Annotated in this window: 10 protein-coding genes; 7 read left to right on the top strand and 3 right to left on the bottom strand. The window is 45.1% G+C overall.

The window, feature by feature from the left end; genetic code table 11:
- The first annotated feature begins 27 nt into the window (after window positions 1-27).
- The 5 genes from GK047_RS11025 to GK047_RS11045 all read left to right on the top strand — a co-directional run bounded on the left by GK047_RS11025 (window position 28) and on the right by GK047_RS11045 (window position 7,143).
- Window positions 28-1,209, top strand: coding sequence for an acetyl-CoA C-acyltransferase (locus tag GK047_RS11025; protein ID WP_163946721.1), 1,182 nt, complete (start codon window positions 28-30; stop codon window positions 1,207-1,209).
- A gap of 110 nt (window positions 1,210-1,319) precedes the next feature.
- Complete coding sequence (locus GK047_RS11030; RefSeq protein WP_163946724.1) at window positions 1,320-3,092, top strand: acyl-CoA dehydrogenase family protein; 1,773 nt, start codon at window positions 1,320-1,322, stop codon at window positions 3,090-3,092.
- A gap of 35 nt (window positions 3,093-3,127) precedes the next feature.
- Window positions 3,128-4,807, top strand: a complete 1,680-nt coding sequence (locus GK047_RS11035; RefSeq protein ID WP_163945770.1) for a long-chain-fatty-acid--CoA ligase — start codon at window positions 3,128-3,130, stop codon at window positions 4,805-4,807.
- Between the two features lie 40 nt (window positions 4,808-4,847).
- A complete protein-coding gene (locus GK047_RS11040) occupies window positions 4,848-5,264 on the top strand; it encodes a PaaI family thioesterase (RefSeq protein ID WP_346010322.1) in 417 nt (138 codons plus the stop codon).
- Between the two features lie 262 nt (window positions 5,265-5,526).
- Window positions 5,527-7,143: a PucR family transcriptional regulator gene (locus tag GK047_RS11045; protein ID WP_163945774.1), complete on the top strand. Its 1,617-nt coding sequence runs from the start codon at window positions 5,527-5,529 to the stop codon at window positions 7,141-7,143.
- Between the two features lie 27 nt (window positions 7,144-7,170).
- On the opposite strand, the gene GK047_RS11050 is transcribed toward GK047_RS11045, so the two are convergent.
- Window positions 7,171-8,040 (bottom strand): metallophosphoesterase, encoded by an 870-nt coding sequence (locus GK047_RS11050; RefSeq protein WP_163945776.1) that lies wholly within the window; start codon window positions 8,038-8,040, stop codon window positions 7,171-7,173.
- A 151-nt stretch (window positions 8,041-8,191) separates the two neighbouring features.
- Here GK047_RS11050 and ytxJ point away from each other — a divergent pair, with 151 nt between their 5' ends.
- A complete protein-coding gene (gene ytxJ / locus GK047_RS11055) occupies window positions 8,192-8,533 on the top strand; it encodes a bacillithiol system redox-active protein YtxJ (RefSeq protein ID WP_163945779.1) in 342 nt (113 codons plus the stop codon).
- A 58-nt stretch (window positions 8,534-8,591) separates the two neighbouring features.
- Here ytxJ and GK047_RS11060 read toward each other — a convergent pair whose 3' ends face one another.
- Window positions 8,592-10,679 carry a sensor domain-containing protein gene (locus GK047_RS11060; RefSeq protein WP_163945782.1) on the bottom strand — a complete coding sequence of 696 codons (2,088 nt, stop codon included), beginning with the start codon at window positions 10,677-10,679 and terminating at the stop codon, window positions 8,592-8,594.
- A 221-nt stretch (window positions 10,680-10,900) separates the two neighbouring features.
- Here GK047_RS11060 and GK047_RS11065 point away from each other — a divergent pair, with 221 nt between their 5' ends.
- Window positions 10,901-11,782 (top strand): DMT family transporter, encoded by an 882-nt coding sequence (locus tag GK047_RS11065; protein WP_163945785.1) that lies wholly within the window; start codon window positions 10,901-10,903, stop codon window positions 11,780-11,782.
- A gap of 66 nt (window positions 11,783-11,848) precedes the next feature.
- Here the strand turns inward: GK047_RS11065 and GK047_RS11070 are convergent, their stop codons facing one another.
- Window positions 11,849-13,012, bottom strand: a complete 1,164-nt coding sequence (locus tag GK047_RS11070; RefSeq protein ID WP_163945788.1) for a M20 family metallopeptidase — start codon at window positions 13,010-13,012, stop codon at window positions 11,849-11,851.
- Window positions 13,013-13,119 lie beyond the last annotated feature (107 nt).

The raw sequence follows: 13,119 nt of genomic DNA on the forward strand, positions 1-13,119 counted from the left end.
ACCATTATGACGAATGAGGTGAAACCGATGAAGGAAGCAGTTATTGTATCGATTACGCGTACGGCAACCGGTCGTGCTAAAAAAGGAAGCTTCGCCCATACGCGTGCTGAGGATCTTGGTAAAGCAGTCTTGGAGGAAGCTGTGCGACGTGCTCCAGGTCTAGATAAAGGCGATGTCGAGGACATCATTATTGGCTGTGCGATGCCTGAGGGGGAACAGGGGCTTAACTTCGCCCGTACGATGTCCCTGTACGCGGGTTTCCCCGTGACAGTTCCGGCGATCACGGTAAACCGCTTTTGCTCCTCTGGTCTGCAGGCTATCGCTTATGCGGCGGAGCGCATAATGCTCGGTCACGCAGAGGTCATCATTGCCGGAGGCGTTGAGAGTATGAGCCATGTCCCGATGACGGGCTTTAAGCTTTCGCCGCATCCGCAGCTTGTGACGGATATGCCCGAGGTATACATGGGCATGGGTCATACAGCAGAAGCTGTAGCAAATCGCTTCGGGATCTCACGAGAGGATCAGGATAGCTTCGCGACGCGCAGCCATCAAAAGGCGGCGGCTGCGATCGCAGCCGGCAAGTTCGTTGATGAGATCGTGCCAGTGAGCACGAGCGTGAAGGGCGTTGACGAACGCGGCAAAGCGTTCGAGAAGAAGTTCGTGTTCGACACAGACGAGGGCGTTCGCCCAGATACGTCTGTGGAAGGCCTTGCCAAGCTGAAGCCTGCATTCAGCTTGGGCGGTTCTGTGACGGCCGGCAACGCGTCACAGACGTCTGACGGCGCAGCGGCAGCCGTGCTGATGAGTCGCGAGCGGGCAGAGGCGCTTGGCTTGAAGCCGTTAGCGACGTTTAAAGCTTTTGCTCTTTCCGGTGTGGAGCCGGAAATTATGGGGGTTGGTCCTGTGAAAGCGATCCCGAAGGCGTTGAGTCTGGCAGGAATTACCAAGGACCAAGTGAGCCTGTATGAAATCAATGAAGCGTTCGCTTCGCAATGTGTTCACATTATTCGAGAGCTTGACTTAGACGAGGAACGGGTAAATGTGAATGGCGGTGCGATTGCGTTAGGTCATCCACTGGGCTGCACAGGCGCGAAGCTGACCACGAGCTTAGTTCATGAGCTCCAGCGCCGCGGAGGCGGATACGGCATAGTATCGATGTGTATTGGAGGCGGCATGGGTGCTGCAGCTGTATTCGAAGTCCACACGTAAGATAAGGCAAGGTTTATTAGGCCGCTCGTTAAGAGAACCGTTCAGGGAAATATACTTCTTCGCATTCTTCATTCAAACATCATTCATACAAGGAGAGATGGATAATGGATATGGAAAATAAAGTGATCGGTGGGAGTTTTGTTATCTCGGATACGTATTTTCAAAGGATCAGTACACCGGAGGATTTTACGGAAGAACAACGGATGATTGCTGAAACGACACGTGATTTTGTAAATGGCGAAGTGATTCCTAATGACGAGCATTTGGAGAAGCTGGATTATGATTTGACCGTTAAGCTCATGCGCAGTGCTGGAGATCTGGGTTTGCTTGGTGCAGATGTACCTGAGATTTATGGCGGCTTAGGGCTTGATAAGGTAAGTTCAACTGTCATAAGCGAGAATTTGGCCCGTGCATCATCGTTTGCTCTTTCGATTGGTGCGCATGTGGGTATCGGCACTCTCCCGATTGTGTTTTTTGGGACACCAGAGCAGAAGAGAAAATATTTGCCTGATCTCGCTTCAGGAGCGAAAATTGCCGCATACTGCTTAACTGAACCAACTTCCGGCTCGGATGCGCTTGGCGCCAAAACAACGGCGCGGTTATCTGAAGATGGTAAGCATTATATTTTGAATGGTTCCAAGTTATATATTACGAATGCTGGATTTGCGGATATTTTCATCGTGTATGCGAAGATTAATGGCACTGATTTTAGCGCATTTATCGTTGAAAAAGGCGAGCAAGGCTTTACTTTAGGTCCAGAAGAGAAGAAAATGGGAATTAAAGGATCTTCTACCAGACCGCTCTTTTTCGAAGATGTTCAAGTTCCTATTGAGAACTTGCTTGGTGAAATTGGCAAAGGTCATCTAATCGCTTTTAATATATTGAACATTGGTCGATTCAAGCTGGCTACGGGCTGTGTAGGAGCAGCTAAGGAGACCCTTGAATTGTCGGTCCGTTATGCGAATACGCGTCAGCAATTTAATACGCCAATCTCGCATTTCCCGCTTATCGGAAAAAAACTTGCAGACATGAATATTCAGACCTATTTTATGGAAAGTATGGTATACCGCACGAGCGGCTTATTCGATGCGATTTTGAAGGACATTGATCATACGAGTTCGGATGCCGGGAAGCATTCAGTGAAGGGGATTTCGGAATATGCGTTGGAATGTTCCATTAATAAGGTATTTGCTTCAGAGGTGCTCGATTTTGTAGCCGATGAAGGCGTTCAAATCCATGGTGGGTACGGTTTTATTCAAGAATATAAAGTAGAACGCATTTATCGCGATTCGCGTATTAATCGCATTTTTGAAGGCACGAACGAAATTAACCGCTTGCTAATTCCGGGTACGCTTGTTAAGAAAGCGATGAAGGGTGAACTGCCTTTGCTGCAAAAAGCCCAAGCGCTTCAAGCGGAGCTGTTGTCGCTAGTTCCAGGGCAGACGTTCGAAGGTACGCTTGCCGAAGAAACGCACCTAGTGTCAATGGCGAAGAAAATTTTCCTAATGGTGGGCGGATTAGCTGTTCAGAAATATGGCGCAGCGTTAGAGAAGAATCAGGAAGTGCTCAGTCATCTTGCAGATATCATGATTCAAATATTTGCTGCTGAGAGCGGATTGCTTCGTACACAGAAACAGGTTGCAAAAGTGGGGGACGACAAAGCGAAACATGTGGTCCAAATGACGACGGTCTTCGTACATGAAGCGTTTGATAAAGTCGAGGCATATGCGAAAGAAACGCTTAGTACGATGGAAGAAGGAGATGTTTTGCGGACCCAACTATCCATTTTAAAGAAATTAACTCGCCGCAGCAGCGTGAATACAGTTGGGCTGAAGCGTGACATCGCTGCTCGTGTCATTCAAGGTGAGAAGTACATCGTATAGTCCATAACTTCAAGAACCTGGAAGGGTGGTTTTGTATGAGTTCCGCAAAGCCTTGGCTGCGACACTATCCGAATGAAGTAGCCCCGACTTACGAGTACCCGAAGTATAATCTTGCGCGTATACTCATGAATTCGGCAAAAAAATTTCCTGATCGAGCTGCGCTATACTTTATGGGTAAAACGCTGAGATACAAGGAGCTGCTAGAGGCGTCATATCGCTTTGCTAACGGTTTGAAAGCACTTGGCGTAAAACCAGGTGATCGTGTCGCCATCATGCTCCCTAACTGCCCGTCAGCCATCATTGCCTATTTCGGCACTTTAATGATGGGAGGTATTGTCGTTCAGACGAGTCCCCTATATATGGAAAGAGAGCTGGTTCACCAGCTCTCCGATTCGGGGGCAACGGTCATTGTGACGTTGGACTTGCTCTTTGATCGCGTGCAAAAGGCCAGAGGCAAGACGTTGGTTCAGCATGTGATCGTAACGTCGATCAAGGATTATTTACCCTTTCCGAAAAATGTGCTGTATCCTGTTAAAATGAAAAAGGAAGGCTTTAAGCGATCTCTTGCTTATAGCGCTAACGTGCTCAGTTTTAAGAAACTGCTGCGATCATCTTCCGCCTCACCGGTTTGTGTAGAGGTAGATGCCGAGAATGATCTGGCTCTTCTTCAATATACGGGGGGGACGACAGGCATATCTAAAGGTGTTATGCTTACGCATTTCAACATGGTAGCGAACACGTATCAGACGAGTCATTGGTGTTATAAGGTTCGCTTGGGAGAAGAGCGCTTCTTAGGTGCGTTGCCATGTTTTCATGTGTTCGGTCTGACGGTGCTGCTCAATCAATCAATCTTTCGAGCGGGGATGCTCATTCTCATTCCCAAGTTTGATATCGACCTGATTCTGAGCACGATCCATGAGCTTAAGCCGACGATATTTCCAGGGGCGCCAACGATGTATGTTGCTTTAATCAATCATAAACGGATGAAAGAAGTTGATATTTCTTCCATAAATGTTTGTGTAAGCGGTTCATCTCCGTTGCCGCTAGAAGTGCAGGAGCGTTTCGAGGAATTGACAGGTGGAAGATTAATTGAAGGCTATGGCCTCACGGAAACATCCCCGGTTACGCATGCAAATCCGATCTGGGGTTACCGCAAAATCGGTACGATTGGAATTCCTTTTCCAGATACAGATGCAAAAGTAGTAAATTCCGATACTGGCGTGGAGATGCAAGAAGGTGAAATCGGCGAACTCATCATAAGAGGCCCTCAAGTCATGAAGGGCTATTGGAATCGGGAGCACGAAACATCGTTAACGATTCGGGATGGCTGGCTGTACACAGGGGATATGGCACGGATGGATGTAGATGGTTTCTTTGCGATTGTCGATCGGAAAAAGGATCTGATCATTGCCGGGGGCTTTAATATTTATCCTCGCGAAATTGAGGAAATTCTGTATGAGCACCCTGCTATCCAAGAAGCGGTTGTTGCTGGCGTTCCTGATCAATACCGTGGTGAAACGGTAAAAGCTTTTGTCGTTCTGAAGGCTGGGGAGACGCTAACTGAGAACGAGTTAGAGCGTTGGTGTCGTGAGCGTCTGGCTGCCTTTAAGGTGCCACGGAAAATTGAATTTCGAACCTCATTGCCTAAAACGATGGTTGGGAAGGTTCTGCGCCGGCAACTGCTGGAGGAGGAGAAAATGAACGCTTCTTCCTAAAGAAGATTCATCCTTGGCGAACAGAAAGGAGGGGAACCTCGTGGAGGATCCGAAAATGGATTTAGATGAGCGGATTCAGCGCCTTGCTGCTGCCGCAGAACCTACATTTTGGGGCTTTCTTGGTTGTGAATTTGTAAGTATAAAGGATGATGTTATCACAATTGCCTTAGAGGCAAAGCAGCAGCATTTGAACTTGATTGGAATTGTGCATGGCGGGGTGCTATCTTCGCTATTGGATAATGCGATGGGCATTATTGTTATGACAGCCAGACCTGAAGATAAGGTCGTCACGACGAACTTGAATGTTCACTTTGTTGCTCCATTAAAGGAGGGGAGGTTGTTAGTTAGCGCGGAAATCATTCATCAATCGCGTAAAATGATCACAACGCAGGGCCGTGTCACCGATAGCGAGGGGAATCTTGGAACAATGGGTACAGGAACCTTTCGAGTCATTTAGTTGGATTCCATGGAGCGAAATGGGGCGTGTAAGTGCACGTCTCTTTTGGCTATTGCGTAGTAACATTAATTTCTGGCAAGGAAGAATGATCTCATGGTTCCTATATGTCATTGTTATGTTAAAAAATATTACATAAAAACGTGTTATTTTCAGGATTTTGACAATAAATCATTTAATGAGTTAGCTAATGTAACATTAAATGATTGACTGTTCGGGAGAAGTCAGCCTATAATCGTTAAAAAGGGATGAGGGGGATACCATTATGCATCTTACTATCCGCGAGGCTTTAACTATATATCCTTTAACTGAAGCAAAGCTTGTAGCTGGTAAAAAAGGCGAGTCACGCATCGTCAAATCAGTCAATATGATGGACGCTCCCGATATCGCAAATTGGACGCAATCCGGTGAAATGCTGTTTACTACAGCTTTTGCTATGAAGGATAGTCCAGAGGAAACCGTTCATTTGCTCCGTAAATTAAATGAGCGTGGAGCTGCCGGGCTGGGAATTAAGCTTGGGCGATTTCGGACTGAGCTCCCGCAAATTGTGATGGAAGAGGCAGATCGACTTCATTTTCCAATCATTGAAATACCATTTCAGTATACTTTCTCTGATCAGATGAACGCTTTGTTTAACGCGGAGTATCGTAGAAATACACAACTGCTTCAAAACGTACTGGTGAAACAAAAAAAACTCATGCAATTCAGTCTGAAACAGGATGATATGGAAGCCATGTTCCAATTGATTAGCGGAATTATTGGATACCCGATGGCTATATTGGGGGCTAAGGGTCAAATTCTTTTTCATACAAGTAATTGGACGAATGAACAACTACAGATGGACTGGACGTGGAAGCATAAAGCAGGCTGGGTGCATTCAGGTAAAGATCGTGCATACCGTGTATCTCTCATTCAGCAAGATGACGAACAGTTAGGAAGCTTATTAGTAATGCCTGATGCCGTTTTGTTAGCGAATGTGGAGGAGGGGCTGTTTCAACAAGCTGCTGATATCCTTGCCTTTCATATGGGCTTTACATTTCGTTCTCATGTGGAGGCTTCCGCCCAAAGAGATCTGCAAAACAATTTGCTTCGTTATTTAGAAAAAGGGGCTCCGTTGGAAGAGTTTCTTGAACTGGTTCAAATACAAGGGCTGCATCTCTTTACTGGGGCTTATCAATGTGTGATTGGGAAGGTAAAGCGAAGCAACCATTCAGCATCGTTGGAAGAACAATCGACGAATAAGTTAAGCGAGCTGAAGCAACTGAAACAGTATATGGAAACTCATCCAAAGGCGACGAATTTGAAAGCTAATCATTTCGTGCTGAAGGATCAACTCTTTTCTATTTATACGGCCAACCAATCTGAGGGTTTTCCAGAAGAGGATTTATCCCAACTGCTGGCTAAATACGCTGGGGATTCTGTCTGCTTGGAAGAAGCTGAAGTGGGTTTCTTTGTGAGTCCAGTCAAATCAAAACCGATTTTTTTAAGGGAAGCCTATATGGAATGCGTAGAAACACATCGTTTATCCAGTAGACTAGAGCTCCCTGATCGTGTTCTTCATTTCGAAACGATCGAATTTGCTCATTTGTTCCAAAATGTTTCTTCAAATGTGATGGAAGACTATTGTACAAAGATATTAAGGCCTTTGCTGGAGAAAGATGCTGAATATTCGCAAGAGATGATTCGTACTCTAGAAGTATTCATTCGTAATGACGGTCAAGTAAGCGAAGCTGCAAAGCAATTATTTATTCATCGCAATACAGTAACGTATCGTTTGGAGAAAATTAGCGATTTGCTCCAAGTTGATTTTAAGAAGGTCAACGATCTGTTGAAATTCAAAGCTGTATTCTTATTTCGGCAATTTTTACATGTGAGACCATAGAGTTGAACCCTGGGCTAATTGATGCGCTCAGGGTTTTGTTTTTTCTAATGTGATAACCGTGATTTCCGGTCTGCACATAAATCGTAGGGGGAATATCGTAGTGCCGATACCTCTAGTCGTGTATACCTGTAGCTTATAACCGGGTACGGAATGCAAGCCCATGACATATTTATCACCAAGTGGCGGAGTAACGAGAGCGCCTATAACGGGCAGTCGAATTTGTCCACCATGACTGTGCCCGGATAATTGCAAATCGATAGGTCTTTCCGCGGCATAATCTGCGAAATTAGGTGAATGCGACAAGAGCAAGGTGAAAGCGTCGGCATTTGTTCCACGGAGAGCTTCATCTAAATCCGGGGCTCCCGTAAGCATATCTTCGACACCTGCGATTTGGATGGTTTGTCCAGCATGACGAATGGTTCGATAAGAATTGGATAATGTTTGGAACCCGCCATTTTGGAGGATTGCAGCCGTTTTTTCGTTGCTGACGTCATAATCGTGATTACCAAGAACGGACCATTTTCCTAATGGCACTTCTAGAGAAGCGAGAATGTCGCTGGTAAGCTGGGGATCTTCCGTTACTTTGGAATCAAATAAATCGCCTGTGAAGCAAAGGAGATCGGGCTTCTCTTGGCGCACTAGGTTCGTTACAACCTGCAACTGCTTTAAATCAAAATGATGGCCGATATGAAAATCACTTATATGCACGAGCTTCTTTCCGTGAAAGGCTCCTGGAAGACGTTCGAGAAGGATGTTTACTTTCGTTATTTCGTACCAACGAGGTTCCACTAAAGTTGAATAACTACCAACGAGCCCTCCGGAAGCGAGCGCCGAACCAGCGAGTACAACACCTTTTTTAAGAAATGAACGTCTTGATAGAGGTGGAGATTGTTGCATAAATAACTCCTTTGCTTATCTGGATATCTACATAGCATTATAACAGCTTGACCATGATTGAAGCCAATTGTGCGTCTCACGTCCTCTATTTGCATATGTCTAGTAGTTACATTATAATTATTCTTATTTAATTGGGAAGGGAGAGGTTCACATGTCGGCATGGAAAGAATTGACTACACTTGAGCAATGGCAGCAAGTTTTGGATCACTCGGCGGAGAAGCCTGCGGTCGTGCTGAAGCACAGTACAACCTGTCCCGTTAGCGCTAGTGCGCTTGATGAATACGAGGAATACTTAGCAGGTAAACCCAACGGGGATGTTGATTATTATTTAGTTAAAGTTATTGAATCGCGTCCTGTCTCCAATCAAATAGCGGACGATCTTCAAATCAAGCATGCCTCACCGCAAATTCTTTATTTTAAAAATAAAGAATCGATTTGGAATTCGTCGCATTGGTCAGTAACGACTAAGCACATTACAGCTGTGTTAGACTAGTCACACAAAAGCCTTTGAGAAGTTACTCGCAAGTAGAGTAACTCCCAAAGGCTTTTTTCTAATAATGATATTTCTCCAGCAAGGGGATGCACACTTCCGCAGGCACAGGTTTACTGAATAAGTAACCCTGCATTTCATTACAGCCGAGCTGCGGCAATACAGTTCGTTGGAGCTCCGTCTCAACCCCTTCGACAATGACACTTAGGTTGAGATTTTGAGCGAGGCTCACGATCGAAGCGATGATAGCTGATTCAGACTTGTTGGAAATATTCGTAATAAAGGAACGATCAATTTTGAGTCGATGAATCGGAAACTTGCTTAAATAGCTTAGAGATGAAAATCCCGTACCGAAATCATCAATTGAAATCTGGATACCTAAGGCAACTAAGTTATGTAATTGCGTAACGACAAAATCCGCATTATGCATGGCGATGCTTTCTGTAATTTCAAGTTCAAGTGTTGCTGGAGGAAGACCTGTGTCGATAAGAACTCGCTCAACGGTTTCTACGAGATTGTCTTGCCTCAGTTGAATTTGCGAGAGATTTACCGCAATCCGTAGATCTGCGAAACCTTGCTCTTGCCATTGTTTGCATTGTTTACAAGCGATTTCTAGCACTTTGGCTCCGATGGGGACGATCATGCCAGTTTCTTCTGCAATCGCGATGAAATCGCCTGGATATAGAAGGCTGCGCGTCGGATGATTCCAGCGGACTAGGGCTTCCATTCCGAATATTTTGCTCGTCTTTACATCGATTTGCGGTTGATAATGAACGACCAATTCATTGCGTTCAAGGGCCTTGTGGAGCTCACTTTCCAGGAGCTGCCTGCGAACGGCTTCTTCATTCATCGTTGGCGAATAGATTTTCACATGGTTTTTACCATGTTCTTTGACTTTGTATAAAGCTGTATCTGCGTTGTGCATGAGCATTTCGGCATAAGACCCATGATCGGGATAAAAAGAGGCTCCAATGCTAGTGGTCAGATAAAAATCATGACCTTCCAATTGAAAGGGCTGTCGAAGCTCATGTAATATGCGTTCTGCAATAGCAAGCATATCCTGAAAGCTTTGAAGATCAGGAAGGCATACGGTGAACTCGTCGCCACCCATGCGGCCAATCGTATCCTGTTCACGGATACTTCTTTTAAGCCGAATGGCCACTTCTTTCAATACTTGATCGCCAACGCCATGTCCAAGTGAATCATTAATGAATTTAAAACCGTCCAGATCCAAATACAGAATAGCGACTTTGGTCTTTCGTTCGTCAGCTTCGTTAAGATGCATCATGACTTGGCGTTCGAATAGCCGACGATTAGGCAAATCTGTTAAAGCGTCATAGTAAGCCATATATTGGATGAGATCTTCGGCTTGCTTGCGTTCGGTAATGTTTTTGGCGATGCCATAGACGCCATGGATCGTGCCTTCGTAAGATATTGGAATGAGTGTTAAGTGAAGCTCTACTTTTTCACCATTTTTGCGCAGCATAGCCGTTTCGAAGTTTTGCGGTTTACCTCGTAAGGTTCTTTCGAAACGTTGTTTGATACGGTCATGATGTTCAGGCGGGCAAAGCGAAACGAGTGGAAGATATGCAAACTCTTCAATTGAATAGCCGCTTAACTTATTTGCGGCTGGATTCATCTCAGTAAGATTGCCTAATATGTCTAAAGAAATGACGGCATCGGGGTTATTGTCGAATAGCGACTGAAGCTGCTGCCCGCTTTCTGTGAGCTTGCGTTGAACGGAATTCCCGTTTTCTGTTGGATCAAATATCATACTAGCGTATGCTGTGATGCTGCCTTCTTGATTGCGTATGGGGGTAATTGTTTCATTGACGAAGACAATAGAACCGTCTTTACACCTTTTACGAAGCGCAGCGGTATTGAATTCCCATAAATGAGCAGCTAATAATTGATTGAATGATTGCCGATCTTCTTCGAGGATAGTTGGCAATGTATAGCCAAGTAATTCCATAGGGCTCCATCCGTATATGGTTCCAAAGTGCTCGTTACTATATTGAACTCGATGTTGAAGATCGCAAACGACAAGAGCTGCCGTCGCATGGCCCGTTAAAACTTCGACCACTTCTTGCGTATAAAGAAGATCTTGATCAAGTTTATTCATTCGCTCCCTATTGAAAGATGACGTCAACGTTGCAACCTCCAATTACATATCACTTAACTCTTCTTCCATTATATATGAAAACAGATTAGATTTGGAGGGGGAAGTATATATAATTTGACAAAATATATTATTATTCGACAAAATCCCCGTTTAATTGAGCTGTCTTTAAAAAGTGTTGGCAAGTATTTGATCCTCCTATATACTAATACGGCAACGAGAATTTATTTGTACATCAAGGAGTCACACTTATGAATACTATGAATAAAACGAAAGTTCCAATTCCTGTTTATTTAGTTATTGGCATTATTGCAATTTCATTTTCAGCGATTTTCGTTAAATGGTCAGATGCGCCAGCATCAGTCATTGCTATGTATCGGCTGTTCATGACGAATATGCTCATGCTTCCTTTTCTATGGCGTTATGCACAAGAAATCTCGCAAATTAAAAGCAAAGATTGGTTGCGAATCGCAGCTTCTGGGATTGGACTTGGTTTGCATTTTTTATTTTGGATGGATTCACTTCGTTTTACGACGGTAGCTAGTTCAACAGCTATTTTAACGCTAGAGCCGATTTTTGTGCTGCTGGGAGCCTTTCTCTTGTACCGTCAGCGGACGAGCCGTACAGCATTAATCTCGATGTTCATTGCCATAGTGGGAGCGGTATGCATCGGGTGGGGGGATTTTCGGTTTTCTGGCGACGCACTGAAGGGTGACTTGTTGTCTCTGATCGGGACTATCGCCGTTGCTCTTCACATGCTGCTGGGTAAAAGTATACGTGAACACGTGTCCGCATTTACGTATAGTTTTTTTGCGTTTCTATTCGCTGGAAGCGTTCTTGCCATTTATAATGTTGCCGTTGACAATTCTTTCACGGCCTATGCGCCTAAAGAGTGGGGTGTCTTTTTCCTCCTGGCTATCGTTCCAACCGTGTTTGGGCATTATGTATTTAATTGGTTGCTTAAATATATGAAAGCTACCTCGGTTGCGATGACAGTTTTGGGAGAACCGCTCGGCGCAACACTGTTGGCTTATTTATTTTTAGGTGAGACGATCACAACCATACAGCTTTTTGCAGGGGTATTACTGCTGATCGGAGTAGGCATGTTTTTGCGAAGCAATGAAGGGAAATAGTCCATCAACGTAGAAGAGCCGCATTCCTTAAGGGGATACGGCTCTTTCTAAATTAATAAAGCTAAGCTACTTTTTGGATGCAAATTCGGTTTTGATTTTGCTTAAGAGTTCGGGACTGGTAATGACGTCATAAGCCGTGTTAGCCAGAGCCTTTGCGGCGAAAATCATGCTATCCAACGCTTGATCCTGCATGGCCAAATCGCGAAACTCTTTCGTATGCAGCATATGCTTCTCACCGACAACTTTGACGAAAGGGTGAATGGTTGGACATTGAATGGATACGTTGCCCAAATCAAGGGAGCCGTGATCTTTACCGATCTCGATTTCTTCAAGCTCCACACCCATGGCGAGCATATTGTTAGTGAATACAGAGGATAGCGTCTCGTTCGTTCTTAGTTCATCATAGGAGTATTCATAATTGGATGTTTTGAGCGTGCATCCGGTCTGAAGGGCAGCGCCTTCTGCGCAATGGAGCACTTTTTGTACAAGTTCATCCGTATAGGCGCGGGAAGCAGATCGGATATAAAACTGCGCGACCGCATAGTCCGGTATAATGTTAGGCGCTTTGCCACCTTCACTGATGATCCCGTGAATACGAGCATGAGATTTCACTTGCTGACGCAGCGCGTTAATGGCATTAAAGAGCTGAAGGACGGCGTCAAGTGCGTTAACGCCTTCAAATGGTTGTGCGGCAGCGTGCGCCGAACGCCCGAAAAATTCATATTGGATGGCGTCCATCGCTAAGGACTCACCTGACTTTTCGTAGGTGTAGTAGGGATGCGCCATTAGCGCGATGTCCGCATCGTTAAACAAGCCGGCTGCGGCCATGGGTACTTTGGCTCCTTTGGTTTCTTCCGCAGGTGTGCCGTAAACGCGAATGATCCCGCCTGTATTGGCAATGACGGACTTTAGGCCGACGGCAGCGCCTATGCTCATCATGCAAATAAGATGATGGCCGCAGGCATGACCAAGCTCAGGGAGCGCATCGTATTCAGCAAGGAAGGCAACAACTGGGCCTGGTTTTCCAGAGTCATAGGTTGCTAGGAAGGAGGTCGGAATATCCAAGATGCCGCGTTCGACGTGGAATCCGTGGGTTTCTAATTCTTCGGTTAAACGTGCAGCCGCTAGGAATTCTTCGTGGCCTAGCTCAGGATTTGACCCAATAAAGCTAGAAATAGCTTTGAATTTGTCAGCGTGTTGATCAATTGTTTGTGCAATTGTGGATTTCATGAGGAAAGACTCCTTTTTTTTGAACGGTTCTTACTTCCATTGTAGTATAAAGAAGCATGAACTACCACTTTTCGTGTCACTGAGTTACAATGAGTTAAACATTCATG

The sequence above is a fragment of the Paenibacillus sp. SYP-B3998 genome (assembly GCF_010820665.1).
Lineage (GTDB): Bacteria > Bacillota > Bacilli > Paenibacillales > NBRC-103111 > Paenibacillus_E.